Annotated in this window: 30 protein-coding genes and 1 tRNA gene; 26 read left to right on the plus strand and 5 right to left on the minus strand. The window is 53.9% G+C overall.

Annotation, left to right across the window (positions count from 1 at the left end; all coding sequences use genetic code 11):
* The first annotated feature begins 14 nt into the window (after window positions 1-14).
* The 3 genes from AUQ41_RS17205 to AUQ41_RS17215 all read left to right on the plus strand — a co-directional run bounded on the left by AUQ41_RS17205 (window position 15) and on the right by AUQ41_RS17215 (window position 2415).
* Window positions 15-725: an ABC transporter ATP-binding protein gene (locus tag AUQ41_RS17205; protein WP_008891115.1), complete on the plus strand. Its 711-nt coding sequence runs from the start codon at window positions 15-17 to the stop codon at window positions 723-725.
* 11 nt (window positions 726-736) lie between these two features.
* The gene (locus AUQ41_RS17210) at window positions 737-1093 is read left to right on the plus strand and encodes a DUF6867 family protein (protein ID WP_008891114.1); all 357 of its coding nucleotides are present in this window, start codon (window positions 737-739) and stop codon (window positions 1091-1093) included.
* 206 nt (window positions 1094-1299) lie between these two features.
* Complete coding sequence (locus AUQ41_RS17215) at window positions 1300-2415, plus strand: branched-chain amino acid ABC transporter substrate-binding protein (RefSeq protein WP_008891113.1); 1116 nt, start codon at window positions 1300-1302, stop codon at window positions 2413-2415.
* Between the two features lie 122 nt (window positions 2416-2537).
* Here the strand turns inward: AUQ41_RS17215 and AUQ41_RS17220 are convergent, their stop codons facing one another.
* Window positions 2538-2957, minus strand: coding sequence for a MucR family transcriptional regulator (locus AUQ41_RS17220; protein ID WP_008891112.1), 420 nt, complete (start codon window positions 2955-2957; stop codon window positions 2538-2540).
* Window positions 2958-3421: 464 nt separating this feature from the next.
* Between AUQ41_RS17220 and rpiB the strand changes: the two genes are divergently transcribed.
* The 9 genes from rpiB (at window position 3422) to thiL (ending at window position 10542) form a co-directional block, all read left to right on the plus strand.
* The gene (gene rpiB / locus AUQ41_RS17225; protein WP_008891111.1) at window positions 3422-3865 is read left to right on the plus strand and encodes a ribose 5-phosphate isomerase B; all 444 of its coding nucleotides are present in this window, start codon (window positions 3422-3424) and stop codon (window positions 3863-3865) included.
* Between the two features lie 88 nt (window positions 3866-3953).
* On the plus strand, window positions 3954-5228 hold the full coding sequence (gene glyA / locus AUQ41_RS17230) for a serine hydroxymethyltransferase (protein WP_063089457.1): 1275 nt from the start codon (window positions 3954-3956) through the stop codon (window positions 5226-5228).
* A gap of 24 nt (window positions 5229-5252) precedes the next feature.
* Window positions 5253-5726: a transcriptional regulator NrdR gene (gene nrdR / locus AUQ41_RS17235; protein WP_008891109.1), complete on the plus strand. Its 474-nt coding sequence runs from the start codon at window positions 5253-5255 to the stop codon at window positions 5724-5726.
* The gene (gene ribD / locus AUQ41_RS17240) at window positions 5726-6847 is read left to right on the plus strand and encodes a bifunctional diaminohydroxyphosphoribosylaminopyrimidine deaminase/5-amino-6-(5-phosphoribosylamino)uracil reductase RibD (RefSeq protein ID WP_063089458.1); all 1122 of its coding nucleotides are present in this window, start codon (window positions 5726-5728) and stop codon (window positions 6845-6847) included. Before nrdR ends, ribD begins: the two co-directional genes overlap by 1 nt.
* Window positions 6848-6851: 4 nt before the next feature.
* Complete coding sequence (locus AUQ41_RS17245) at window positions 6852-7439, plus strand: riboflavin synthase (protein WP_063089459.1); 588 nt, start codon at window positions 6852-6854, stop codon at window positions 7437-7439.
* Between the two features lie 6 nt (window positions 7440-7445).
* Entirely contained in the window at window positions 7446-8600 is a 1155-nt protein-coding gene (gene ribB / locus AUQ41_RS17250; RefSeq protein WP_063089461.1) for a 3,4-dihydroxy-2-butanone-4-phosphate synthase, read from the plus strand.
* A gap of 4 nt (window positions 8601-8604) precedes the next feature.
* The gene (gene ribH / locus AUQ41_RS17255; RefSeq protein ID WP_008891105.1) at window positions 8605-9069 is read left to right on the plus strand and encodes a 6,7-dimethyl-8-ribityllumazine synthase; all 465 of its coding nucleotides are present in this window, start codon (window positions 8605-8607) and stop codon (window positions 9067-9069) included.
* Complete coding sequence (gene nusB / locus AUQ41_RS17260) at window positions 9069-9566, plus strand: transcription antitermination factor NusB (protein ID WP_063089462.1); 498 nt, start codon at window positions 9069-9071, stop codon at window positions 9564-9566. Before ribH ends, nusB begins: the two co-directional genes overlap by 1 nt.
* Before the next feature lies 1 nt (window position 9567).
* Window positions 9568-10542 (plus strand): thiamine-phosphate kinase, encoded by a 975-nt coding sequence (thiL, locus tag AUQ41_RS17265; protein ID WP_063089463.1) that lies wholly within the window; start codon window positions 9568-9570, stop codon window positions 10540-10542.
* 29 nt (window positions 10543-10571) lie between these two features.
* Here the strand turns inward: thiL and AUQ41_RS17270 are convergent, their stop codons facing one another.
* Window positions 10572-11021 (minus strand): outer membrane protein assembly factor BamE, encoded by a 450-nt coding sequence (locus AUQ41_RS17270; RefSeq protein ID WP_008891102.1) that lies wholly within the window; start codon window positions 11019-11021, stop codon window positions 10572-10574.
* 156 nt (window positions 11022-11177) lie between these two features.
* On the opposite strand from AUQ41_RS17270, the gene AUQ41_RS17275 reads away from it, so the two are divergent.
* The 7 genes from AUQ41_RS17275 (at window position 11178) to AUQ41_RS17305 (ending at window position 15764) form a co-directional block, all read left to right on the plus strand.
* Complete coding sequence (locus AUQ41_RS17275) at window positions 11178-11759, plus strand: ubiquinol-cytochrome C chaperone family protein (RefSeq protein ID WP_232308437.1); 582 nt, start codon at window positions 11178-11180, stop codon at window positions 11757-11759.
* Complete coding sequence (locus tag AUQ41_RS17280; RefSeq protein WP_008891100.1) at window positions 11752-12330, plus strand: DUF177 domain-containing protein; 579 nt, start codon at window positions 11752-11754, stop codon at window positions 12328-12330. The genes AUQ41_RS17275 and AUQ41_RS17280 overlap by 8 nt, the downstream gene beginning before the upstream one ends.
* A 255-nt stretch (window positions 12331-12585) precedes the next feature.
* The gene (gene plsX, locus AUQ41_RS17285) at window positions 12586-13665 is read left to right on the plus strand and encodes a phosphate acyltransferase PlsX (protein WP_063089467.1); all 1080 of its coding nucleotides are present in this window, start codon (window positions 12586-12588) and stop codon (window positions 13663-13665) included.
* A 41-nt stretch (window positions 13666-13706) separates the two neighbouring features.
* Window positions 13707-14678 (plus strand): beta-ketoacyl-ACP synthase III, encoded by a 972-nt coding sequence (locus AUQ41_RS17290; protein ID WP_063089468.1) that lies wholly within the window; start codon window positions 13707-13709, stop codon window positions 14676-14678.
* A 155-nt stretch (window positions 14679-14833) separates the two neighbouring features.
* Window positions 14834-15124: an integration host factor subunit alpha gene (locus AUQ41_RS17295; protein WP_008891097.1), complete on the plus strand. Its 291-nt coding sequence runs from the start codon at window positions 14834-14836 to the stop codon at window positions 15122-15124.
* Window positions 15125-15136: 12 nt separating this feature from the next.
* Window positions 15137-15619 (plus strand): MerR family transcriptional regulator, encoded by a 483-nt coding sequence (locus tag AUQ41_RS17300; RefSeq protein ID WP_063089470.1) that lies wholly within the window; start codon window positions 15137-15139, stop codon window positions 15617-15619.
* A 68-nt stretch (window positions 15620-15687) separates the two neighbouring features.
* A tRNA-Pro gene (locus AUQ41_RS17305) sits at window positions 15688-15764 on the plus strand.
* Between the two features lie 46 nt (window positions 15765-15810).
* Here AUQ41_RS17305 and AUQ41_RS17310 read toward each other — a convergent pair.
* Window positions 15811-16389 carry a histidine phosphatase family protein gene (locus tag AUQ41_RS17310; RefSeq protein ID WP_083952781.1) on the minus strand — a complete coding sequence of 193 codons (579 nt, stop codon included), beginning with the start codon at window positions 16387-16389 and terminating at the stop codon, window positions 15811-15813.
* A gap of 119 nt (window positions 16390-16508) precedes the next feature.
* On the minus strand, window positions 16509-16754 hold the full coding sequence (locus AUQ41_RS17315; RefSeq protein WP_063089473.1) for a hypothetical protein: 246 nt from the start codon (window positions 16752-16754) through the stop codon (window positions 16509-16511).
* 103 nt (window positions 16755-16857) lie between these two features.
* Here AUQ41_RS17315 and cutA point away from each other — a divergent pair, with 103 nt between their 5' ends.
* Together cutA and AUQ41_RS17325 are read left to right on the plus strand one after the other, a co-directional pair.
* The gene (gene cutA, locus AUQ41_RS17320; RefSeq protein WP_008891093.1) at window positions 16858-17214 is read left to right on the plus strand and encodes a divalent-cation tolerance protein CutA; all 357 of its coding nucleotides are present in this window, start codon (window positions 16858-16860) and stop codon (window positions 17212-17214) included.
* 63 nt (window positions 17215-17277) lie between these two features.
* Window positions 17278-17841, plus strand: coding sequence for a septation protein A (locus tag AUQ41_RS17325; protein ID WP_063089475.1), 564 nt, complete (start codon window positions 17278-17280; stop codon window positions 17839-17841).
* A gap of 84 nt (window positions 17842-17925) precedes the next feature.
* On the opposite strand, the gene AUQ41_RS17330 is transcribed toward AUQ41_RS17325, so the two are convergent.
* On the minus strand, window positions 17926-19131 hold the full coding sequence (locus AUQ41_RS17330; RefSeq protein ID WP_083952780.1) for a bifunctional 2-C-methyl-D-erythritol 4-phosphate cytidylyltransferase/2-C-methyl-D-erythritol 2,4-cyclodiphosphate synthase: 1206 nt from the start codon (window positions 19129-19131) through the stop codon (window positions 17926-17928).
* Between the two features lie 116 nt (window positions 19132-19247).
* On the opposite strand from AUQ41_RS17330, the gene ccsA reads away from it, so the two are divergent.
* The 5 genes from ccsA (at window position 19248) to AUQ41_RS17355 (ending at window position 26259) form a co-directional block, all read left to right on the plus strand.
* Window positions 19248-20054: a cytochrome c biogenesis protein CcsA gene (ccsA, locus tag AUQ41_RS17335; protein WP_063089477.1), complete on the plus strand. Its 807-nt coding sequence runs from the start codon at window positions 19248-19250 to the stop codon at window positions 20052-20054.
* Between the two features lie 274 nt (window positions 20055-20328).
* Entirely contained in the window at window positions 20329-21339 is a 1011-nt protein-coding gene (gene dusB / locus AUQ41_RS17340; protein ID WP_063089479.1) for a tRNA dihydrouridine synthase DusB, read from the plus strand.
* Between the two features lie 56 nt (window positions 21340-21395).
* Complete coding sequence (locus tag AUQ41_RS17345; RefSeq protein ID WP_063089480.1) at window positions 21396-22541, plus strand: nitrogen regulation protein NR(II); 1146 nt, start codon at window positions 21396-21398, stop codon at window positions 22539-22541.
* Entirely contained in the window at window positions 22538-23986 is a 1449-nt protein-coding gene (ntrC, locus tag AUQ41_RS17350; RefSeq protein ID WP_008891087.1) for a nitrogen regulation protein NR(I), read from the plus strand. The genes AUQ41_RS17345 and ntrC overlap by 4 nt, the downstream gene beginning before the upstream one ends.
* On the plus strand, window positions 23983-26259 hold the full coding sequence (locus AUQ41_RS17355; protein WP_063089482.1) for a PAS domain-containing sensor histidine kinase: 2277 nt from the start codon (window positions 23983-23985) through the stop codon (window positions 26257-26259). The genes ntrC and AUQ41_RS17355 overlap by 4 nt, the downstream gene beginning before the upstream one ends.
* Window positions 26260-26280 lie beyond the last annotated feature (21 nt).

Below are 26280 nucleotides of genomic sequence, written 5' to 3' on the forward strand. Positions count from 1 at the left end.
CCATCGATATGTCCATGCTTAAAATCGAAGGTGTTCATACCTTCTATGGCAATATCGAAGCCCTCAAGGGCATTGATATGGAAGTCAATGAAGGTGAAATCGTCACCCTGATCGGTGCCAACGGTGCCGGCAAAACCACGTTGCTTATGACCTGTTGCGGTTCGCCGCAGGCCAGCAAGGGGCGCATTCTGTTTGAAGGCCAGGATATCAGTCGCATGCCAATGCATGAGATCTGCCAGCTTGGTATTCAGCAGTCCCCGGAAGGGCGTCGTATTTTCCCGCGCATGTCGGTTTATGAAAACCTTCAGATGGGCGCGATCACCCAGGATCCGAAGTATTTCAATTCGGATATCGAAATGGTGTTTGATCTGTTCCCGCGTCTGAAGGAACGCATCAACCAGCGTGCCGGTACGATGTCTGGTGGTGAACAGCAGATGTTGGCAATCGGCCGTGCCCTGATGGGCCGTCCGCGTCTTCTTCTGCTTGATGAGCCGTCACTTGGTCTGGCGCCACTGATCGTGAAGCAGATTTTCGAAACGGTTGAGAAGATCAACCGCGAGAAAAAGATGACGGTCTTCCTCGTTGAGCAGAACGCATTCCATGCGCTTAAACTGGCTCATCGTGGATATGTGATGGTCAATGGCAATATCACGCTCTCGGGGACGGGTGCGGAACTTCTGGCAAACCCGGAAGTCCGCGCAGCCTACCTCGAGGGTGGCCACTAGGGAGTTCTGAGATGGAAGCGATTACGGGTACCAGCATTGGTGTCACAATCGGAATGACCATCATCCTGATGGGGTTCTGCGGTTTCATGACCGGTCAGGCCATCGCAAACACCTGGCGTCCGGCCTGGCAGCTTGTGCCTTATGCACTGCTGCTTGGCTGCGTTGACCGCTTCATGGTTTTTGCCCTGTTTGAAGGTGAGCTTCTTTCACTTTCCGGCTACATTTTTGATACGGTAATCCTGTTTGCAATCACCTTCGCGGCGTTCCGCCTGACGCAGGTGAACAAGATGCTGTCGCAATATCCGTGGCTGTATGAACGGGTTGGTCCGTTTGCGTATCGCGCCCGCGAAGGTGCTGATGTTCGCTGATATTTGCGGGGACGTAACGCGTCCCCGCATGGTTGCCCGATAACGGGCAATCGTCTGGTTTGTACTTATGCGTCCCGAATACGGAGCGCTATGGTGCGAGGGAACTGAAACCGGTAATCGGCGATAAACACGGGCCGGTTTCAGATCCAAAAAGATGATTCTGTCATGGTGATGGAATCAACCTTTGGAACAGGGAGACTTCTCTTATGTCGAAAACCAAGCTCGGCCTTCTTGCCACTGCTTCCGCGCTTGTTCTTTCAATGGGTGTAGCAAAAGCTGACATCGTTGTCGCGACCGTTGGTCCGATGACCGGTCCGTACGCTGCATTTGGCGAACAGATGACCCAGGGTGCAGAGAAAGCAGTTGCTGACATCAACGCAGCTGGTGGCGTGAACGGCGAAATGCTCGTCCTCGAAATCGGCGATGACGCTTGCGATCCGAAACAGGCTGTTGCTGTTGCCAACCAGTTGGTTAGCAAAGACGTTGCACTTGTTGCTGGTCACTTCTGCTCTGGTTCCTCGATCCCGGCTTCGGAAGTTTACTTCGAAGAGGGCATCATCCAGATTTCCCCGGCTTCGACCAACCCGCAGCTGACCGAACGTGACATGGACAACGTGTTCCGTGTTTGCGGTCGTGACGATCAGCAGGGTGAAGTTGCTGGTAAATACCTGGCTGCAAACTATGGCGACAAGAAAATCGCCATCGTTCACGACAAACAGGCTTATTCCAAAGGTCTGGCTGACGAAACCAAGAAAAACCTCAATGCGAACGGCGTAACCGAAGCCCTTTACGAAGCAATCACCCCGGCTGAGAAAGACTACTCGGCTCTGGTGACCAAGCTGAAATCCGAAGGCATCGAAGTTCTGTATTATGGTGGTTACCACACCGAACTCGGTCTGATCGTTCGTCAGATGCGCGCACAGGGCATGGACACCATGGTCATGTCTGGTGACGCGATCAACACCCTTGAATATTGGGCAATCACCGGTGATTCCGGCGAAGGCACCATCTTCACCGCATCGCCTGCAATTGAAACCGATCCGCGCAACGCCGACCTCGTCAAATACTTCGACGAAATCGGTTACAAGCCGGAAGGTTACACCCTGTTCACCTATGGTGCGATCCAGGCTTGGGCACAGGCTGCCAACAAAGCTGGTTCGACCGACTTCGAGCCGGTTGTAGATGCCCTGCATTCCGAGAAATTCGACACCGTTCTTGGCGAAATCTCGTTTGACGCCAAAGGCGACGTCGATGCTCCGGGTTACTGGATCTACACCTGGAAAGACGGTCAGTACACCGACGGTGCTATCCAGAATCCGTGATCAACTGCGAACGGTCAGTCCGGCCTAGAGCCGGGCTGACCCGACTTTTGCGGTCGGATACGAAAAACGCCGCCCTGAATGAGGGCGGCGTTTTTTCTTTCGGTATTTGACTGGGGAAGGCGTTATTTCGCCTTGCGACCCAAACCGATCTTCTTTGCAAACTGCGAACGCTGCTTGGCGTAATTCGGTGCGACCATCGGGTAATCTGCCGGCAGGCCCCATTTCGCACGGTATTCTTCCGGGGTGAGGTTATAGGTCGTGCGCAGGTGACGTTTCAGCATTTTCAGCTTTTTGCCGTCTTCAAGGCAGACAATATAATCATCGCCAATAGATTTTTTGATCGGAACAGCCGGTTTCAACGGTTCCTGTTCCGGTTCTTTTTCAACACCGTGTATATCATCAAGAGAAGCAAAGACAGTCGAAATCAGTTCCGGAATCTGTGCCGCGGCAAGCGCATTGTTGCTGACATAGGCAGATACAATGTCGACGGTCATCTGTAAAAGTTCGTCACGATCAAGCACGCTGTTCTCGGTTTCAGCCATAATTGAAGTAATCCTTCATTTGATAAATCACATTAAACTTAATGCACTATTCAGTCGGTATAGTCAAACCACAGAAAAACACAAGGTTATTTGTTTAATAGACCCTGTTTTGGTTTATAGGGATGTTATATTAAAGTTTATGCTTTGGCGGCGATGATTAAACCCTCTTAAATTTCAGATCGTACAGGAAATACAACCAAACAGATTGCGCAATAATACTGTTTATATGGCTGGATCGTACTTTACGGCCATGGCGGCATTCTGATACCTGCATGGACCTTGTTGACGGCGCTAAAGCTGACATATGTGTTCAATATACGGAGCTTTTGAACCATAACGGTTTTACTGCGTCAGTTCTGTTTGGAAAACTTGCTGTTTTGCATGAGCTGCGCGTTGGCAGCCCCGACGCTATATGCTACAAGGCGCTCAAATTTTAACTTTTGCTTTTGAATAAAGGCACGCCTATGACCGTCAAAACCCTTGCGATTGCCTCCGACCACGGTGGTGTGGAACTGAAATCAACCATTGCTGAAACCTTGAAAAAGCGCGGGATTGAAGTGCTTGATCTGGGTACAGATGGTTCGGCTTCGGTTGATTACCCCGATTATGCGCAGGCAGTGGCCAAGGCCCTTATCGATGGCAAGGCCGAGGCGGGTATTCTCGTCTGTGGATCTGGCATCGGTATGAGCATGGCAGCCAACCGTTATCCGCAAATCCGCGCAGCGCTGGTTCATGACCGTCTTTCCACGGAACTTTGCCGTCAACATAACAACGCAAATGTTCTGTGCCTTGGTGCCCGCCTGATTGGTGAAGCCACGGCACTTGATTGCGTTGATACCTTCTTGTCGACCGAATTCGAAGGCGGTCGTCACGAAGGTCGCGTCGCAAAAATGTCCTGCTCCGTCTGATTTTCTCGCCATCTGGCATCAACCGGAACGGGCAGGCGGTTCCTTAAGGGATCGTTACCCGTCACATCGCATCGAAAGAGGCCCCCGCATGTCGTTCAAAGGCTTTTTCACCACCAGCTTGGCCGAAGCTGATCCGGCACTGTACAAATCTGTTACCGACGAGCTTGATCGTCAGCAGAACCAGATCGAGATGATTGCTTCGGAAAACATCGTTTCCAAAGCGGTTATCGAGGCACAGGGCACTGTCCTGACCAACAAATACGCCGAAGGTTATCCTTCGCGCCGTTATTATGGTGGTTGTGAATATGTTGACGTTGCCGAACAGCTGGCAATCGATCGCGCCAAGGAAATCTTCGGCTGCGAATTTGTCAACGTTCAGCCCCATTCCGGTGCGCAGGCAAACGGTGCGGTGATGCTGGCCCTTTGCAAGCCGGGCGATACCATTCTGGGTATGTCGCTTGATGCTGGTGGTCACCTGACCCATGGTGCGCGTCCGGCACTTTCGGGCAAGTGGTTCAATGCGGTTCAGTATGGTGTTCGTGAAGACGACCTGACCCTTGATTACGACCAGGTTGAGGCCCTTGCGGTTGAGCACAAACCGGCCCTGATCATTGCCGGTGGTTCGGCCATTCCGCGTCAGATCGATTTCAAGCGTTTCCGTGAAATCGCGGACAAGGTTGGCGCTTTGCTGATGGTTGATATGGCGCACTTTGCTGGCCTGGTTGCCGGTAGCGTTCATCCGAGCCCGCTTCCTTATGCAGATGTCGTAACCACCACCACGCACAAAACCCTTCGTGGTCCGCGTGGCGGCATGATCCTGTCAAACAACCTCGAGATCGGCAAAAAGATCAATTCCGCCGTCTTCCCGGGTCTGCAGGGTGGTCCGCTGATGCATGTGATTGCGGCCAAGGCTGTTGCCTTTGGCGAAGCACTTCGTCCGGAATTCAAGGCATATGCCCGGCAGGTTGTTGATAACGCCAAGGCACTGGCCGAAGTCCTTGTCAAACGTGGCTTTGACATCGTGACCGGTGGTACCGATACGCACCTTATGCTGGTGGACCTGCGTCCGAAGGGCCTGAAAGGTAACACGGCGGAAGTCGCGCTCGAACGTGCAGGCATTACGTGCAACAAAAACGGTATTCCGTTTGACACCGAAAAGCCGACCATTACGTCAGGTGTGCGACTTGGTACGCCGGCTGGTACCACGCGTGGTTTCGGTGTTGCCGAATTCCAGCAGATCGGTGAGCTGATCGGTGACGTTCTGGATGCCATGGTCGACAACCCGGAAGGCAATGCCGAAGTCGAGGCCGCCGTCCGTGCGAAGGTTGAAGACCTCTGCAAGCGTTTCCCGATCTATTCCTGATCGATTTGAGGCTTAGATAAAAATATGCGTTGCCCGTTTTGCGGACATACCGATACCCAGGTTAAGGACTCCCGTCCGACCGAAGAGCATCATGCCATTCGTCGTCGCCGGTTCTGTCCTGCCTGCGGATCGCGCTTCACGACATTTGAACGTGTCCAGTTGCGTGAATTGATGGTTGTGAAGACAGACGGGCAACGCGAATTGTTCGACCGCGACAAACTGGCGCGGTCGATCTTTCTTGCGTGTCGCAAACGCCCGATTGAAGACGAACGTGTTGAAAAGGCCCTTAATGGCATTCAACGCCGTCTTGAAAGCAGTGGCGAAAGCGATATTTCCACCGATACCATTGGCGAAATGGTGATGGAGGCGCTGAATGCCCTCGATCAGGTGGCTTATGTACGCTACGCTTCGGTGTACAAGAATTTCCGTGAAGCCCGCGATTTCGAACAATTCGTCGAAAAAATGCATGATGGGGAAGAAGAGGCGGACGCAGAGTAATGACAGCCCCCGCGTTTAGCGAAGACGACCGGCACTTCATGCGGGTCGCATTGAGCCTGTCAAAACGCGGTTTGGGAAATGTCTGGCCGAACCCGTCGGTTGGTTGTGTCCTTGTTTCTTCTGATGGCACCATTGTTGGCCGTGGTCACACACAACCCGGTGGCCGCCCGCATGCCGAACGCGTTGCCCTTGATATTGCCGGTCCCTTGGCCTGTGGTGCAACCGCCTATGTCACCCTTGAACCGTGCAGCCATGTTGGTAAAACACCGCCCTGTGCAACCGGCCTGATTGAAGCCGGGGTGTCGCGGGTTGTCAGCGCGCTGACCGATCCGGATCCGCGTGTGTCGGGCAGGGGGCACAAAATGCTGCGTGATGCGGGTATCAAGGTTGACGTCGGGCTTTATGCCGACGAGGCCCGGCGTGTGAATGAAGGTTTCCTGTCGAAGGCCGAGCGTTCCCGTCCGTTTGTCACCCTTAAACTGGCATCGACCCTTGATGCGCGATCTGCGACAGCAGATGGCGAAAGCCAGTGGATTACGGGTGCTGGCGCACGCGAAGCCGGTCACATGTTGCGCGCGAACCATGACGCCATTCTGGTCGGTGCCAAGACGGTCATCGCCGATGATCCAAGCTTGACCTGTCGCCTTGCCGGGCGGGAGTATCAATCGCCGGTGCGTGTCATTCTGGACCGCGCAGGCGACGTACCGGTTACTGCCAGGCTTGTCCAGACGGCCGATGACGTGCCGACATGGCTGGTGACAGCCGACAAGAATTTCGCCGAACTATCGGAAAAATTTGAAAAAACTGCGGTAAAAGTGATTTCTGCCGGATGCGCAGGCGATCATTTGGACCTACATGATGTCCTGCGTAAGCTGGCAGATGAAGGTCTGACGCGTGTCCTTGTTGAAAGTGGCGGAAATCTTGCCGCCGGTTTGATCAGGGCCGATGTGGTCGATCATATCATTCATTTTGTCGCGCCATCGTTGATTGGTGGCGACGGCAAGGCAATGATTGCAGATCTTGGTTTGAACCAGCTTGCCGACGCACCGCATTTCAAACGTACTTCAGTTCGTGAAGTGGGTGCAGATATTGCGGTAACCTACGATAAAATAACGGAATAAATGAATGTTCACTGGCATCATCACCGATATCGCAACCGTGCGTGCAATCAAGAAAACCGGCGACACCCGGTTTGAGTTCACCACATCATTTGATACCTCAAAGATCGTTCTGGGGGCATCAATCGCGTGTAATGGTGCCTGCATGACCGTGATCGAAACCGGTGATGACTGGTTTGCCATCGAGGCATCGGCAGAAAGCCTGTCGCGGACAACGCTGGGTGATCTTGTTGTCGGTTCCAAGGTCAACCTCGAACAGGCGACGCGTGTCGGGGATGAGTTGGGTGGCCACATCGTATCCGGACATGTCGATGGCGTCGCAACGCTGACGAAACGCGTACCTGAAGGCGACTCTTTGCGCCTGACATTCGAGGTGCCCGAAGCCTTTGCTAAATATATCGCATCCAAGGGATCGGTGACGCTTGAAGGCGTATCTTTGACTGTCAACGAGGTTGACGGAAACACTTTTGGTATCAATCTGATACCACATACCCAAAACGAAACCACATTGGGTTCAAAGCAACCGGGCGACCGGATCAACTTTGAAATTGATATGCTGGCACGCTACGTCGCGCGCATGCTGGGCAAGGATTGATCAACAATGCCGCATAATTATCTTTCGCCAATCGAAGACGTCATCGAAGAGGCCCGCAATGGCCGGATGTTCATTCTTGTCGATGACGAGGACCGCGAAAACGAGGGCGACCTGGTTATTCCGGCCCAGATGGCAACGCCCGATGCCATCAATTTCATGGCAACCCATGGTCGTGGCCTGATTTGTCTGACGCTTGAATCTGAGCGTTGCGACGAGCTTGGCCTGACCATGATGAGTGCGCATAACGGCACGCGCCACGAAACAGCCTTTACCGTATCGATCGAAGCCAAAACCGGCGTCACCACCGGTATTTCCGCCCCTGACCGGGCACGGACTGTGGCCGTTGCGATTGATCCCAATGCCGGTCGCCACGATATCGTGACACCGGGCCATGTATTCCCGCTTCGTGCCCGTCCGGGTGGGGTTCTGGTGCGTGCTGGTCATACGGAGGCGTCTGTTGATATCGCACGCCTTGCGGGCCTGAACCCGTCGGGTGTCATTTGTGAAATCATGAGTGATTCAGGTGAAATGGCGCGATTGCCAGAACTGGTCGAGTTTGCCAAGAAACACAATCTCAAGATAGCGCAGATTGCCGATCTGATCCGTTATCGCCGCAAGCATGAAAAGGTCGTTCAGCGCAAAGCCACCACCAAGATCAAAAGTGTAAATGGCGGCGAGTTTGACATGCATCTTTATGTCAACAACGTCACCTATGCCGAACATATTGCACTGGTCAAAGGCGATATTTCTGATGATGCGCCGGTTCTGACCCGTGTGCATGCCCTAAATGTGATAGAAGATGTCTTGGGTGACACCCAAACGGGGCATCAGGGCCAACTTTCGACCGCCATGCGCCAGATCGGAGAGGAGGGGCGTGGTGTGGTTGTCCTGATCCGTGAACCGCGCCCGAACACGCTGTCTGCTTCGATTGCCAAACTGATCGAGATGAATGGCGGTGATGGTGATGCCCTGCGTCAGGAACTGGCGAGTGAAAACGGTGATGGCGATTTGCGCGACTATGGTGTCGGCGCGCAAATCTTGCATGATCTTGGCATTCGCGACATGATTCTGCTTTCAAATACCAAACGCCACATTGTAGGACTTGACGGCTTCGGTCTAAATCTGGTTGATCAGCGTCCGCTTGTCGTCTCGGAGGAATAAAATCATGAGCAACGCCCCCCACATTCTGATTGTGGATGCGCCGTATTACACGCATATCGTCGAAGACCTTGTCAAAGGGGCTGCTTCGACGCTGCAAGCTGGTGGCGCGACATGGGACCGTATTTCGGTCGCGGGTGCGTTTGAAGTGCCAATTACCATCCGTTATGCTGTGCAGTCGATGGAAGAACTGGCCACCGGTCCGCGCTATGACGGTTATCTTGCGCTGGGGTGTGTTATTCGTGGTGAAACCACGCATTACGATCACATCTGCGAAGAAGCCAACCGTGCGCTGATGCAGCTTTGCCTTGACTACAACCTGGCAATCGGCAATGGCATCCTGACTGTCGAGAACGAGGCGCAAGCACTTGCACGGGCCAAGGCTGACGAAAAGAACAAGGGCGGCGAGGCTGCCAAAGCTGTTCTGCGTCAGATTGAAGTTCAAAACCACTTTGGAATACATCACAAGTAATGACCGAGAAATCAAAGGCATCAGCCGCACAACGGCGCAGCGCGGCGCGTTTTGCCGCTATTCAGGCGCTTTACCAGGCAGAGCTTTCGCAGTTGCCTGCCGCTGATATCGTGCGCGAATATTCCGACTTCCGCCTTGATGGTACGGGTGGTCGCGATCTTGATGTGCCAAACGAAGACCTGATCGATCCGGATCGCGGCTTTTTCGCCGATCTGGTTCAGGGTGTTGCCGCGCGCATGGTCGATCTTGATGCGCTGATCAATGGTGCGCTTGAAAAGGGCTGGACCACGCAGCGTCTTGAGACGGTTCTGCGCAGCATCTTGCGTGCGGGCACGTATGAACTGATCGCACGTGAAGACGTGCCGATGCGGGTTGTCATCACGGAATACGTTGACGCAGCGCATTCGTTCTTTGACGAGAACGAACCGAAGCTGGTCAATGCCGTGCTGGATCGTATCGGGAAAACCTTGCGTCCCGGTGAAGCCGGACAGAATTGATATGGCAGCGCGATCCGGCGAATTTGAACTGATCGCGCGCCATTTTGCGCCCATTGCGCAAAGTGATCCGGCCGCATTGTCTTTGAAGGATGATGCGGCCGTATTTTCACCACCCGCCGGGCACGAGGTTGTTGTCACAACCGATGCGCTGGTGGCTGATGTCCATTTCCGAAGCATTGATGAACCGGAACTGATCGCAAAGAAAGTTCTGCGCGTGAACCTGTCGGACTTGGCGGCCATGGGCGCCCGACCGGGCGGCGTCGTCTTGAGTTCGGGTTATAATCGCAATCTGTCGGATGACTGGGTGGCGCGATTTGCCAAGGGTTTTGGCGAAGACTGTGCGGCTTATGATGTTTCGCTTTGGGGCGGGGATACGGTTGCAACGCCGGGCCCGACATTCTTCAGTCTGACGGCATTTGGCTATGTTCCAACGGGCAGGGCCCTGCGACGTGATCTGGCAAAGCCGGGCGATGTTTTGGCCGTCACCGGAACGTTGGGCGATGCGGCCTTGGGGCTGGCGCTACTGAACGGCGAATTTCCCGATCTTAACCCGGATTTGGCCGAGTTCCTGAAAGACCGTTATTTGTTGCCGCAGCCACGGATGACGGAAAGTGCGGCCTGTATCGCATCGAAACGGCGGCTGGCTGCCATGGATATTTCCGACGGGCTTGCAGGTGATTGTCGCAAGATATGCTCTGCTTCGAGTGTCGGTCTTGTGATCAACCGCGATGCTGTTCCGTTATCCAAGGCAGCGCGCGCTGTGCTGGATGGAGATGAAGACCAGTGGTCGCGCATTCTTTCGGGCGGTGATGATTACGAACTTCTGATTGCTGGCGCACCCGATGATGTTGCTGCCTTGGGCGATGCGTTCACCGTCATCGGCGGGGTGACGGATGAAGTTGGTGTTGTATCACTGATCGGGACGGATGGAAAAATGGCCGAACTCGCAGATGGCGGGTTCGACCATTTTAAATAACGACAGTTGTCTTGATCGGCTCAGGCGGCTTATTTCTGCTCGCTGAAGCGGCCGAGGTTGCCAAAGAGCTGCTGCAGGATTGTGATTTCACGACCGGCGGTCGGTGTAACGCGGTCCGTCGGGATAACCGGCTTGCCGTCTTCGAGGTCATATTCACTCAGGATTTCGACGCGGTTGGCCGCATCGAAGCTGATCAGAATGACTTTCTGCTGGACGGTTTCAGGTTCGAAGAACGCAACGGTCTCGGTCACACTGGAAATATAAAGCCAGACATTTTCGTCAAAGGCGGCAACCGATGATGGCGATCCCAGAATATTGGTGACATCACCCTTGGTCGATTCTCCGACAGAGATCTGTTCAAGCTGTTCTGGGTCCGGCGCGTGGCCGCGGGTCGCAATTCTGGGGCTGCAGGCAGCGACAAAGGCAATAGCCAGCCCTGCCAGCATGATCAGGGGAATGCGGGTAGTTTTGTTATCCATGAAGCTCACCTGAGCGACCCTCTTCTTGAAGCGAAACCGGAATTGCCTTGAGTTTCTGCGCGAGGCGCATGATATTGCCGGGCAATGCATGGGGCAGACATGCCCCAATGAGATTTACGGCATTCTGCGTGCCACGACAGGAATGTCAACGAAGGAGTGTTACTGTTGTTTGGATGGCTTAAGAAAAAAGACCGCAAGCAAACTGCTGCGTTCGAGCTTTACACGGCAATGGTAACCCAGGCGCGCCAACCGGACTTCTACGCAAAGCTTGGCGTTCCCGATAAGATGGAAGGGCGCTTTGACCTTATTCTCGTTCATGCATTCATCCTGTTTCGCCGTTTGAAGGCCGATGATGGTGATCGTGATCTTGCACAGCGCATCTTTGATGTGATGTTTTCTGACCTTGATCAGAATATGCGTGAAATGGGGATCGGCGATGTCGGTATCCTGAAACGGATCCGCAAGATGTCTGAATCCTACCATGGGCGCATTGTTGCCTATGAAGAAGGTGTTCAGTCTGGCGCAGCCGAGCTTGCCGCCGCACTGGACCGTAATCTTTACGCTGACTGTAATGTCAGCAATGAACAACTTATGGCGATGGTCGGCTATATCCACGACGCGCTGACCAGCCTTGAAAATCAAACCATTATGCAAATGCAGAACGGCGCGGTTCATTTTCCCGATGTCCCGGCTGTTGCTGTATCTGACTCGCACGAGAAAGAACGACCTGATGCCTGATAATTTTACCCCCGAGTTTTCCCGTATTGTCAAAACCGATGAAATGGTCAGTGGCAAAGAGAAACTTGTTATTGAAGCCAACGAAAAGGAACGTGCCGAACTGGCCAAACGGTTCGAGCTGGTTTCCATCGATAGCCTGCGTGCCGAGCTCGAAGTTAAAACCGCGTCAAACGGCGAAGTTACCGTGCGTGGCCCGATGAGTGCCGAAATCGTCCAGCGCTGCGTCGCCACACTCGAGCCCGTGCCGGAAACTGTTGAAGATACGGTCGAGGTTCTTTTCTCGCCGCATGTTTCCGAAGAAGACATGCCGTCAAACCCGGACGATCTTGAAAATCTGTCGGAAGCCGAATTGATGGCGCTGCTTGAACAGCCCGAACCGCTTGTCGATGGCATGATTGATCTGGGCGAGGTTGTTGCACAGTTCCTTGCCGTTGCGATGGACCCGTATCCGCGCAAGGATGATGCAGAACTGCCGGACTCGATCCAGACCGAAGAAGAAGCCGACGCCGACAAACCCAACCCGTTTGCGCAGCTTGCAGGCCTTAAAGAACAGCTTGAAAAGAAAAAATAGTGGTCATCCGGGCGGGAACGTCTGATGATTAGGCTTGTTGAATATGCCGGTATTTACCGGCATTTCACGTTTTGACTGCACTATGATCGCGTTCACGCTGTTATGGTGTGGGCAGCCGGAATGTGCTTTACCTTGTATCTGGTGGAGAATTCCGGTAATTACGGGCCTTCCGGCCCATTGATGACAAGCTTTGCCTATTGGCTTGCCTGCCGGATACCCGGTTCAGAGATTTTAGAACAACCATAAGAGAATACGTTGCCTGAACAGGTTTGCATATCACTTGACGCGATGGGAGGAGACCACGCGCCTGAGATGGTTTTGGCTGGTGCCGAAATTGCGCTCAAGCGTTTGCCCCATCTCAAGTTTCTGATGTTTGGTGATGAAGCGAAACTCAAACCGCTTTTGGCCAAATATCCAACACTGGAAGCTGTCAGCGACATCCGCCACGCTTCGCAGGAAGTCATGATGGAAGACAAACCTTCCGTCGCGCTTCGCCAGCGCCGTGATTCCAGCATGCGTCTTGCCATCAACGCCGTAAAAGAGGGCGACGCACAAGGTGTCGTGTCTGCCGGGAATACCGGTGCGCTGATGGCGATGGCCAAGTTCGTTTTGAAAACTGTCCGCGGCATCGATCGCCCGGCAATCGCCACCTATATGCCGACACAGCGCGGCGAGACGGTGATGCTTGATCTTGGCGCAAACATCGAATGTGACGAACACAACCTTGTGCAGTTTGCCCTGATGGGTGAAGTGTTCACACGGATCCTGTTTGGCCTTGAAAAACCGTCTGTCGGTTTGCTCAACGTTGGTATTGAAGAACTCAAGGGGAATGAGTCGGTCAAGAAAGCCGCGGCGATTTTGCGCGACATTGATCTGCCGATCCGTTTTGAGGGCTTTGTCGAAGGGGATGACCTGGCCAAGGGGACGGTCGATGTGATCGTGACTGACGGGTTTACCGGCAACGTTGCGCTGAAAACCGCAGAAGGTACTGCGCGTCTGCTGGTGCATTTCCTGCGCGAGACGTTCAAAAGTTCGTTCTTTGCCAAGATCGGTTATCTTCTTGCCCGTCGTTCGCTTCAGCGTTTCCGTGATCGCATGGATCCGCGCCGTTATAACGGGGCCATGTTGCTTGGCCTGAATGGTATTGCGGTCAAAAGCCATGGCGGCACCGACGCGCTTGGTTTTTCCAACGCCATCGGGGTTTGCCACGATCTGATTGTGAACAACCTCAATGACAGCATCAAGCACGAGCTTGCACTATTTGAAGAGGCCATGAGCGGCCTTGAAAATGCGGAGCAAGAAGATGTTGCCGTTCCTGTTGGTCAAGCCAACTGATTAACCCACCAGAAAAACAGAAAACCGGCGGTCCCCAAATCATGACAACTCGTTCTCGCATTATTGGTTGCGGTTCATATTTGCCTGCAAACGTTGTAACCAATGATGATCTGGCCAAGCGCGTTGACACGTCAGATGAATGGATTGTTGCCCGCACGGGCATTCGTCAGCGCCACATCGCAGCCGAAGGTGAAACCACCAGTGATCTTGCCTTTGCCGCTGCCAAAAGCGCGATGGAACATGCCGGTGTCACATCTGATGACATCGATCTGATCATTGTTGCGACCGCGACCCCGGACAACACATTTCCGGCCACAGCCACCAAGGTGCAAAATCGCCTTGGGGTCAAAGGGTTCGCCTTTGATGTGCAGGCGGTTTGTTCGGGCTTTATCTATGCGCTGACGACGGCGGACATGTATATCCGTAACGGTCAGGCCAAAACCGCGCTTGTTATCGGGGCGGAGACATTTTCGCGTATCCTTGATTGGGAAGATCGCCGGACCTGCGTGCTGTTTGGCGATGGTGCGGGGGCTGTCGTCGTGCAGGCCGTTGAAGGCACAGGCACGATTGAAGACGTAGGTATTCTTGCCAACCGTCTGCATTCCGATGGCAGCAAGTATGAGCTTCTTTATGTTGATGGTGGGCCGTCTGCGACCCAGACCGTCGGGCATTTGCGCATGGAAGGTCAGGAAGTCTTCCGCCACGCCGTGACAAACCTTGCCAGCGTTATTCGCGAAGTTTTGGCCGATACCGGCCTTGAGCCGGGCGATATTGACTGGCTGGTACCGCATCAGGCCAACCAGCGCATTCTCGATAGTACGGCGCGCAAGTTTGGTATTTCCAAGGATAAGGTGGTTGTGACGGTTGATCGTCACGCCAATACGTCTGCGGCGTCAATCCCATTGGCACTGGCCGAGGCGGTCCATGACGGACGTGTCAAACGCGGTGATATTGTCGTGCTTGAAGCCATGGGCGGCGGTTTTACCTGGGGCGCATCGCTAATGCGTTGGTAAAGCCGGACCATTTGTACGGAATGACACAAATTCACGTGAAATTCTTAATTTTCACAACATTCCGTCAAAAAGCATTGTATCCTGTTGATATTGAGTGATTTCGCTACCAGATATAGCCTTGTAAATTAAGTCCCGTAATTAGGAGGCGGCCTGTCATGTCGGAAACAACGATTACCCGTGCGGATCTCGCGGAAGCCGTTTATCAGGAAGTTGGTCTGTCGCGGAATGAATCCGCCCAGCTGCTTGAAACTGTTCTCGATGAAATTTCATCGGCACTGATCAAGGACGAAGTTGTAAAAATTTCCTCTTTCGGAAGTTTCTCTGTTCGTCAGAAAGGTCAGCGTATCGGACGAAACCCGAAAACGGGTGAAGAAGTACCGATCCTTCCGCGTAAGGTGCTTGTCTTCCGGCCTTCACAGGTCCTGAAAGCCCGAATTAACGCTTAAGAAAAAGAAGTCATGAAAACGAACTTGGGGGCTGCGGCGGGAACTTCCCGCCGGACAGCAAAGTCTGACTCTGCTTTTCGCACAATTAGCGAGGCTGCAAAGGAGCTTGGTCTTCAGCAGCACGTCCTGCGGTTCTGGGAATCCAAGTTTCGCCAGATCCAACCGATGAAACGGGCAGGGGGCAGACGTTATTATCGTCCAGAAGACATTGATTTCCTTGCCCATATTCGCACGCTGCTGCACGATCAGGGCTTTACGATCAAGGGGGTGCAAAAGCTCCTTGATCAGAACAAGGGCAAGTTGCCATCGGAAATCGCAGTAACCGGCCAGGACGCAGAGACGGGCGCATCGGATATGGCGTCTGGTTCCACTGTGTCTGGAATGGCCAGTGTCTCCGGTCCGGACAAAACAGCCCTGAAAGCTGTTTTGGGCGAACTCGAAGAACTTCAGGTGATCCTGCGCACAGGCCTGCAGGACGTTAAAAAAAATCCATAAAAACCATTTGCGTCTTTGGCGTGGCGCCGCTATTTATCGAGCCGCGCCAAACGGCGCAACTCTACGGTCGGAGCGTGGCGCAGCCTGGTAGCGCACCTGCATGGGGTGCAGGGGGTCGGAGGTTCGAATCCTCTCGCTCCGACCAATTATTCCCCCTTTGATATTATTGCGAAAAATCGCATCGCGGTATGCTACGGCATCAGACGCGCAAGCAAATTTAGTTCCGTGCCATCATCAGACATCCTGAACAGAATGATTTCACCGGACCGCGGGAAAATGTCGGTCAGGGCGGTGATGTTCACCTGATGGGTCACCAGTAACAGCTTTTCATCACCGGAAAGGCTGGCAAGCTTTGCTTTGATTTCGGCGGTCTGTGCCGCTTCTGTGCTGCGATTGCGGAAAAAGGAATTCAGTGCTGGCGCCTCGGTCACCGGACCAAGATCAAGCAACTGCGCGGTATCAACGCATCGGCACCACTGGCTTGTCAGGATTGAGGTTAATTCAATCCCCATTTCGCGGATGCGATCGCCGGTTTGACGCGCTTGTTGGCGGCCGGTGTTGTCCAGATTGCGCTGTGTCGTGCAATCGCCAAGGGTGAAGTTTGCCGGATCGCCGGTGCCCGGCGCAATGGCATGGCGCATCAAGGCATGAACACCGTCAGACTGCCAAATTTGCCACGCTTCGTCGGAGGCGGCAGCCGCCTGCGGAAGGCATAACAAACCACCCAGAACGGTAACCACCCGGAACATATTTCGCAGCAATATCGGCATGATCTTTACTCATCTGTTGCCATCAGCAAGATGAGTCTGATACCCGCAATCATCGGGATCGGATCAGATCGGTCAGGATTTTGCGGCTTTGGCAGGCCAAGCTTTCGGGGGAATGGGCGTTAATTGCCCGCACTGGCGACCCGACGCCCTTCGTCGGTCAGCTTGCAGATCAGCCAATCGGGTTTGACAGGGTTGTCAAACCACGGTGCCGCCCAGCCATGATCAATACAGCTTCGAACCGTTTTTTCGCTGATCTGTTTGCCATTGCCGTCAAAAAGCGGCAATTTGCCACCGGGCTGGCTGAGACCACGGCGCAGCCATTCAAGCTGCACATCGGTCGGTTTCGAATGTTTTTTCCCCGCCATCGGTACTCCTCGCACCGTTATGATATGATTGGTGATACAAACATCGGATGTTAGGTCCTGACCCTAATCAGTGTGACGGATTATCAACCATGGAGCAATCGCAATGACGCCAGAAGAGTTCCAACCAAGTGAGATGTCATTTCTGTATGTTACGGTGCCTGACATGGATATGGCACGTGTGATTGCGGGTGGTGCTATTCGCGAAAAACTGGCGGCCTGTGCCAATGTCTTGCCGCATATGACGGCGATCTATGAATGGGATGGCGATGTCGAGGAAGAAACCGAGGTGGTGGTTATTCTGAAAACGTCAAAAACCAAGGCGCTTGAATTGGCGCAATGGGTCGAAGATCACCACCCCTACGAGGTCCCCTGTATTCTTGAACTCCCGTTGGGGCGGGGCAATCACGATTATGTTTCATGGCTGCAAACCCAATTGGGATCAGGATCACGGCTGATGTGATTGCATCTGGTGGGCATGCCCCCTAGGATGGCGCAAATTTATTCCATGGGATGATACGAGTTAATGAACCAGCTTACCAAAATGGCCCTCGAAATGGGGCCGTTGGTCCTGTTTTTTGCGGTGAATGCAACGACCAACCTGATGACAGCAACGGCAGTGTTCGTCGCCGCCACCGTCGTAGCACTCGCGACGTCATACGCGCTGGCGCGAACCATCCCGGTGATGCCGCTGATTGGTGGGGTGTTTGTCATCGTGTTTGGTGGCCTGACGCTGTATCTTGATGATGAATTGTTCATCAAGATCAAGCCGACGATTGTGAACTTGCTGTTTGCCAGCATTCTGTTTGGCGGACTGGCAGCAAGAAAACTGTTCCTGAAGCTGGTTCTGGAAAGCGCGTTCAAGGCAACCGATGAGGGTTGGCGCATTTTGACCTGGCGTTGGGCGTTCTTCTTTGTGTTTCTGGCCGTGGTCAATGAAATCGTCTGGCGCAATTGCTCGACCGATACATGGGTGGCTTTCAAGGTCTGGGGCATCATGCCGATCACCATGGTGTTTGGCATGGCGCAGGTACCGGTGCTGATGAAACACCAGTTGCCAGAAGAAGAGGGCGACAAGGCCGCGTCCTAAGCTGCCGTTGCGCGCCATATATCCTTGAAATGCAAAAGGGCAGGATTTTGATCCTGCCCTTTGTCTGTTGGTCTTCGCGGTTGATCAGTTGATCGGAAGGGCAACACTGACGGCCGCCTGTGCGGCAATGCCTTCTTCGCGTCCGGTAAAGCCAAGTCGTTCGGTGGTGGTGGCCTTGACGTTGACGCGGTCCACATCAATGCCAAGAATGTCTGCGACTTTTTGGCGCATGGCAGGGGTGTGTGGCCCGATTTTCGGACGTTCACAGATGAGTGTCACATCAACATTCACAATCCGCCCGCCACGCTTGCGAACAAGATCGGCCGCATGTCTGAGGAAGATGTCGGACGCCGCACCTTTCCATTGCATGTCGCTTGGCGGGAAGTGTTGGCCAATGTCGCCAGCACCAATCGCGCCCAAAATGGCATCGGTCAGGGTATGCAGGCCGACATCGGCGTCGGAATGACCTTCAAGGCGCGCGCTGTGCGGGACTTTTACCCCGCAAAGGATGCAATGATCCCCCGGCGCGAAGCGGTGAACGTCAAATCCGGTGCCAGCCCGATATTCTTCTTGCGACATATGCGCTGTTTCCTTGTCTGTCGTATTTGCCCAGCTTTGTGCGCGGCCAAAATCATCCCGGTGGGTGATTTTGTCATTGTTGGTGGTGCCTGCAACGCAGATCACATCAAGCCCGATGGCCTCAAGCAGGGCTGCATCGTCGGTAAATTCCTGGCCTTCGAATTTCTGGTGCGCATCGAGAATCGTTTTGAAATCAAACCCCTGTGGGGTCTGCGCACGTTGTAGGGTTTCGCGTGCAATCGTTTTGGTGATGACGCCATCCCGATCTGTCTGCTTGATGGTATCCGCCACCGGCAGGGTGGGTATCGCCCCCGGATGGGTCTGAAGTGCTGTCATAACCCGATCAATCACGTCATCGGATATCCCCGGGCGTGCTGCGTCGTGGATCAGAACAATATCCGGTCCTTTGGCCTCAAGGGCGCGCAATCCGTTCAGAACCGATTGCTGCCGGGTGTCACCACCTGTCACTGGTGCTGGGAGTGATCCGGTTTCATTCAAAGCCGCTGTCGCGCTTTCATACCACTCCCGGTGGGCTGGATTATAGACCACCTGAATAAGGTCGGGATCGGTATGACGTGCAAAGCATTCGATGCAATGTGCAAGAATGCTTTTGCCGCCAAGCATGTGATATTGTTTTGGTATCGGGTCGCCAAATCTGCTACCGCTGCCGGCAGCGACGATGACAACGCCTGTTTTTTGGGTCATAAACATAAAGCCATGGCTTGTCGTGAGTGCGCCGCAGGCTATCTTTCTGCGGAGGTTTTGCCAAGTCGGCAAATGCAATATCGGGGTCGCGATTGATCCCGGAGACTGAAACGGGTTTCAAGATGCTTGCAGCATATATCCATATCCTTGCCCTGTTGCCCCTGACCGGACAGATCATGCGCCCTGAACCACGGCGTGATATCTGGCTTTATGCATCCATTTGTCTGGCGGCTGTTGGCACAATGGTGTTGCTGGGGGTTACCGGCGAGGAAGTTCAGTCCCGTGGCTTTGCCGCGGCCCTGCATTGGTCGGAACTAACCGTAATCCTGATTTTTGGTGGTCTGGTGATTTGCAAAGGCCCGCATCAGGTCTGGCGATTGGCCGGGTATATTGGCGGCTATCTGCTACTTTTCGCGGTTTTGGCGGCGGTCTTCCGGGTATTTGGTAACAACGTTGCTGAAACCGTCGATGGGCCGGCACTTTATTCCGGTTGGCTTTGGGCGCATATCGGCAGTTCATTGATCACCTATGCGCTTGTGACTTTGGCAGCGATTGCGGCAATGGCTTATGTCGTTCAGGAATATGCCCTGAAAAAACGCAAGCCGACCCGCTGGAGCCGACGTCTGCCGCCGCTGCGCGACAGTGAATACATGTTGGTCGGGTTTTTGAAATGGTCGGCCTGGATCCTGATCATCGGGATCATTTCGGGCTTTGCCCTTCGATATGTTGAAGGCCAGAGCCTGTGGGAAATCGACCACAAGATGCTGCTGACCTTGCTGGGTTTTGCGACCATTTGTGTGCTGATCTTTATCCATGAACGCTCCACCTTGCGTGGGCGCATGGCCGTACGCTTTGTTCTTGGCGCCTGGTTGCTTCTGACCTTGGCGTTTCCGGGCGTTCGGTTGGTAACCGGCTATATCATCGGGTAGCCGATAGCAGGGTGACCACATAGCCCTGCCAGATTGTGTCTTGCTCAATTTTTACGATCATCCTTTTGATGTATGCATAATTGCTAGTCATTATTCAGGTATGGGCAGGCATTCCTGATCGGATGGTTAGTCCCGGCAATGTTGAACTTTCGTCGGATTTTCCTAGAATTTTCAGGTTTGAAACAACGATAATTGCATCAACAGGCTGAGAGTTGTTGCATGTCGTGGCCAGTTTTATTAATCTGCCCAAGTTTTAGGCAATTGGAATTCCTTCATGTCATTGCAGATCGGTTCTGTACATGTGCCAGAGAATGTTGTGCTGGCACCGATGTCAGGTGTGACTGACCTTCCGTTTCGGCAACAGGTCCGCCAGTTTGGCGGACATCTTGTTGTGTCCGAAATGATTGCGTCGGATGCCATGACCCGCATCCAGCGGCATGAAAAAGAAGTCCGTAAAATGCATGGTGATCGTGCTGCTGAAAGCCCGCTTTCGGTTCAGCTTGCCGGCACCGAACCCGATGAAATGGCCGAAGCAGCCAAGATGAACGAAGCCCGCGGGGCCATGATCATCGATATCAATATGGGGTGCCCGGCCAAGAAGGTGACCAAGGGCTATGCCGGATCGGCACTCATGCGTGATGAAAAGCTGGCCGCCGATATTATCAAGGCGACGGTGGATGCGGTGTCGGTTCCTGTGACGTTGAAAATGCGTCTTGGCTGGGATGATGATAATCGTAATGCCCCGAAGCTTGCCCGCATTGCCGAGGATCTGGGTATTGCGATGCTGACCATTCATGGGCGCACGCGCTGCCAGTTCTATAAGGGCGATGCCGACTGGGATGCGATTGCACTGGTCAAAGACGCGGTATCGATCCCGGTTCTTGGCAACGGTGATGTAAACAGCGAAGAAGACGCCAAGGAACTGCTTAAACGATCCGGTGCAGACGGGGTCATGATCGGTCGTGGGGCGCAGGGGCGTCCGTGGTTCCTTGCACAGGTGTCACACTATCTTGCGACGGGGAAAAAGCTTCCGGCGCCAACACTTGAAGTTCAGCTCCAGACTATCCTGCGTCACTATGATGCGATGATTGATCATCATGGCCGTCAGGGTGTGCGCATCGCGCGCAAGCATCTGGCGTGGTATTGCAACAGCCTGCGCAACGCGACGGAATTTCGTCGCGTTGTCAATGTGTTGGATGATCCAGCCGAAGTCAAAAATCAAATCCGGTCATTCTATGAACCGTTGATCGAAAACGAAATCAAACTGGATCAGGCAGCCGCCTGATTACCTCATAACAATAATATGGCGACGGTCAAAAACTGTTGTCGGGGAAGATATGCATGAGACTGGGATTTGGAAAAGGCAATGGGGTCGACCCGACCGGCGTTCTGAACGCGATTGCGAGTGCTGTTGTTGTGGCCAACCGGGATGGCAAAATCAAGTTCGTCAATCAGGCCACCGAGCAACTGTTTAACACCAGTGCCGCCGTGTTGTGCCGCAGTGACCTGACGGATTTCATCCCACAGGACAGCCCTGTTTTTTCCCTGGTCAGACAGGCCGTTGATGAAGCAACCCTGGTTGCCGATCATAATCTTCTGATCGAAAGCCCCAAAATCGGCAAACACACGGTCAATCTGACGGTTGGCTCAATGCCTGATGACAGCGATTGTGCGGTTCTGACCTTTGAGCCGCGGTCTATCGCGCAAAAGATCGACAACCAGTTGCTGAGCCGAAATTCTGCACGCTCTGTCAGTGCCATGGCTGCCATTCTGGCACATGAAATCAAGAACCCGCTTTCGGGGATTCGTGGTGCCGCGCAATTGCTTGAGCAAACCAGCAACGAAGATGATCGTGTGCTGACACGCCTGATTTGTGATGAAGCCGACCGCATTGTCGAACTCGTTGACCGGATGGAGATTTTCTCTGACAAGCCGCTGGAGCGTGGCGCTGTCAACATCCATACGGTTCTGGAGCATGTACGTCGTCTGGCCGAAAACGGCTTTGCCAAGAACCTGACATTCGAAGAAATCTACGATCCGTCGTTGCCGCCGGTATTTGGCAATCGGGATCAGCTTGTTCAGGTGTTCTTGAACCTGATCAAGAATGCCGGTGAGGCCGTCGATCCAAAGGATGGGGTTATTACCATTTCGACCCGCTATCAGCATGGTATCCGCCTTGCCGTGGCCGGCGGTGATGCACGTGTTCACCTGCCGCTGGTGGTGTCGGTGCGTGATAACGGGCCGGGTATTCCGCAAGACATGCGTGAAAGCCTGTTTGACCCGTTTGTGACGACAAAACCGACCGGATCGGGACTTGGCCTTGCGCTGGTTGCGAAAATTATCAATGACCATGGCGGTGTGATTGAAGTGAAAGATGTGCCCGGGGGAGGTGCAGAGTTTCAAATCATGCTGCCAATTTACAATCGGGCATTGGCCGAGGGGGCCGCTGATCCGATCATAATCAATAACAGGGAAGAAACCGCATGAGTACGAGCCCTGCGAGAATTCTGGTTGCCGACGATGATCGGGCCATTCGCACTGTCCTGACGCAGGCATTGTCGCGTCAGGGACACGAAGTCCGCAGTACTGGTCATGGCCGCACACTTTGGGACTGGATCGCCGATGGGGATGGCGATCTGGTGATTACCGATGTGATGATGCCTGACGAGAACGGGTTGGATATGGTGCCGCGCATTCGCAAGCTGCGCCCGGACCTCCGCGTTATTGTCATGAGTGCTCAGAATACGCTGATGACGGCGGTCAAGGCCGCCCAGCGCGGCGCGTTTGAATATCTTCCAAAACCATTTGATCTTAATGAGTTGATGGGGATTGTTGATCGTGCACTTGAGACGCCGCAGGCAAATGAAACCGGTAAGTCCGAGGATGAGGAGGGCGATGATCGCCTGCCACTGATCGGCCGTTCGCCGGCGATGCAGGAAATTTATCGTGCGCTGGCGCGTTTGATGAATACCGACCTGACGGTGATGGTGACCGGGGAAAGCGGTACGGGCAAGGAACTGGTTGCGCGCGCACTGCATGAATATGGCGGACGCCGTCATGGTCCGTTTGTAGCCATCAACATGGCCGCCATCCCGCGCGAACTGATTGAAAGCGAACTGTTCGGCCACGAAAAAGGCGCCTTTACCGGTGCAAACGAACGCAAGGTTGGCCGGTTTGAACAGGCCGAGGGCGGGACGCTGTTTCTTGATGAAATCGGCGACATGCCGCTTGAAGCCCAGACCCGCTTGCTGCGCGTATTGCAGGAAGGTGAGTACACCCGCGTTGGTGGGCGTACGCCCATTCGGGTCAATGTGCGCATTGTTGCGGCCACCCACCGTGATTTGCGCAAGCTGATCCGTGAAGGCACGTTCCGTGAAGATTTGTTCTATCGCCTGAATGTCGTGCCGATCCGCCTGCCATCGCTGCGTGAACGGCTGGAAGATATTCCGGAACTGGTCAATCACTTCCTGATGCAGGCCAGTGAAGAGGGTCTTCCGCGCAAGACGCTGTCGTCCGAGGCGATGGCGCGCCTAAAAGCGCACCGCTGGCCGGGGAACATCCGCGAACTTGAAAACATGGTGCGGCGCCTGACGGCACTTTATTCGCATGATGTTATCGGTGTCGATGTCATCGAGACCGAGTTCTCCGAGAACAATATCAGCGAAGCCGCACCGACTGCAGAACCACAGTCGCTTTCAGAATCCATCGAACGCCATGTTCGCGAATATTTTGATGCCCATGATGACGATCTGCCTGCCAACGGCCTCTATGATCGCATTTTGCGGGAAATGGAGCGTCCGCTTTTGAATGTGACGCTGGAAGCAACGCGGGGCAATCAGGTCAAGGCCGCAGAGGTTCTTGGCCTTAACCGCAATACGTTGCGCAAGAAAATCCGTGATCTTGGACTGGAAGTCGTCAGGGGCACGAAATGAATAATACCGACCGTTCGATCTCCAACCGGTTCTTGCGGTCGGGCTTTGTACGGTTTCTGGGGCGGCTGGGACAGTCACGGCGTTTTGCGTTCGGATTGGTTACGGCTGCCCTTGTTTCGGTAACGGCGACCTATCTGGCGATGACGGGGACGGCGCCATTCCGGCCTGACCCGCGCCTGATTTTGTTGCTGCTAAACATCGACCTCGTGTTGGTGTTGCTGTTAGCGACGCTCGTGGCGCGCAAGCTTGTCCAGATCTGGGTGGAACGCCGGCGCGGCGTTGCCGGGGCCAAGCTTCATACCCGTATGGTTCTGATGTTTTCGCTGGTGGCGGTGACGCCAGCGATTGTTGTTGCGATATTCTCGGCACTTTTCCTGCATTTCGGTATTCAGGGCTGGTTTAGTGACCGCATCAGAACCGCCGTTCAAGAAAGTATGGTGATTGCAGATGCCTATTTGCGCGAACACCAGGAACTGATACGCGCGGATGCCTTGGCAACCACCAGTGACTTGCAGCGTTTCGGCGTCAATTTCTCGACCAGTCCGGACCGCATTTCGAACTTTCTGACCGATCAGGCGCTGGCGCGCGGGTTGCCGGAAGTGATGATGGTCGACGGTTCCGGTCAGATTATCGCCCAATCCGAATACAGTTTTTCCTACGATACCAATCAGGTTTCGGTCCCACCGGAAGTCTTTGACGAAGCACGGCAGAAAGACGTCGTGCTGATGATCGGATCAAGCGATAACCGCATCCGCGCAATCGCCAAAATCCCAAGCTTTATTGATGCCTTCTTGCTGGTCGGTCGTTTTGTCGACCCCAATGTTCTTGATCGCATCGACAAGGCACGGCGTGCGGTTGACGCCTATGAAAGTCTTGAAGGTGAACGTTCGGGGATTGTGATTACCTTTGTCATGATCTTCGTTCTGATCTCTGTTGTGCTGCTTTTGGCGGCTGTGACGCTGGGGCTTATGGTGGCAACCCGTTTGGTCCAGCCTGTGTCGCAGTTGATTACCGGTGCAGAACGCGTGCGCGACGGGGATTTGTCTTTCCGTGTGCCGCTTGACGGGCAGGGGGATGAGCTTGAAGCGTTAAGTCGTGCGTTTAACCGCATGACAGCCCAGCTTGAAACCCAGCGCAATGAACTGATTGCAGCCAACCGGCTGAACGATGAACGGCGTCGCTTTACCGAGGCCATCCTTGGCGGGGTTACCGCCGGCGTGATTGGCCTTGATCCGGCACGCAAGATTGATCTTCCAAACCGCAGTGCATCGGATCTTCTTGGCGTTGATCTTGAGGATTACCTGGCACAGGAACTGACCGACGTTATTCCGGAGTTTCAGCCACTGTTTGACGATTTTGCCCGTGATGGCGATCGCAGCAAGCCACGCCAGATCGAAATTCGCCGTGATGGTGTCAACCTGACACTAATGGCGCGTGTGACTGCGGAATGGGCCGATGATGGCACGGTGTTTGGCTATGTCGTGACCTTTGATGATGTCACCGAACTACAGACCGCACAGCGTATGGCGGCCTGGGCCGATGTCGCGCGCCGTATCGCCCATGAAATCAAAAACCCGCTGACACCGATCCAGCTCTCAGCAGAACGTTTGAAGCGCCGGTATCTGAAACAAATCACCGATGATCAGGAAGTCTTTACGACCTGTACCGATACGATCATCCGACAGGTTTCCGATATCGGGCGGATGGTCGACGAGTTTTCCAGCTTTGCCCGCATGCCATCGCCAACGATGCGTTTGGAAAATATCGGTGAACTGGTGAAAAGTGCGGTCTTCCTGCAAAAACAGGCGCACAGCAATATCACTTACGATTTTGATCGCAGTGGCATCGAAGATCTGCAAATTTCGTGTGATGCGCATCAGGTCAATCAATGTCTGACCAATACGCTCAAGAACGCGGCAGAGGCGATTGAAGGCCGTGAAAAGCCAACAGAGGGTGAACTGCCACCTGGCAAGATCGAGATTTCCGTCGCGGTGTCGCCCGACAATCAGCGCGTTTTTGTGGCGGTGTCGGATAACGGCAAAGGTCTTCCAGCAGAGCATCGCGAGCGCCTGACCGAGCCCTATGTCACCACCCGATCGAAGGGAACCGGTCTTGGATTGGCGATCGTAAAGAAAATCATGGAAGACCATGGTGGAGAGCTTATACTCTCCGACGGCGTTGAAAGCGGAGCTACGATTACGCTATCTTTCCCAAAGGTTGTAGAAGCCGAAATTGATAGTGTGGCTTCGGACGCACATTCCTCAGGCAATTGATTTAGTTGTCAAAATCGAAAC

It is taken from the genome of Thalassospira sp. MCCC 1A02898 (assembly GCF_001618185.1).
In the GTDB taxonomy this organism is placed as follows: Bacteria; Pseudomonadota; Alphaproteobacteria; order Rhodospirillales; family Thalassospiraceae; genus Thalassospira; species Thalassospira tepidiphila.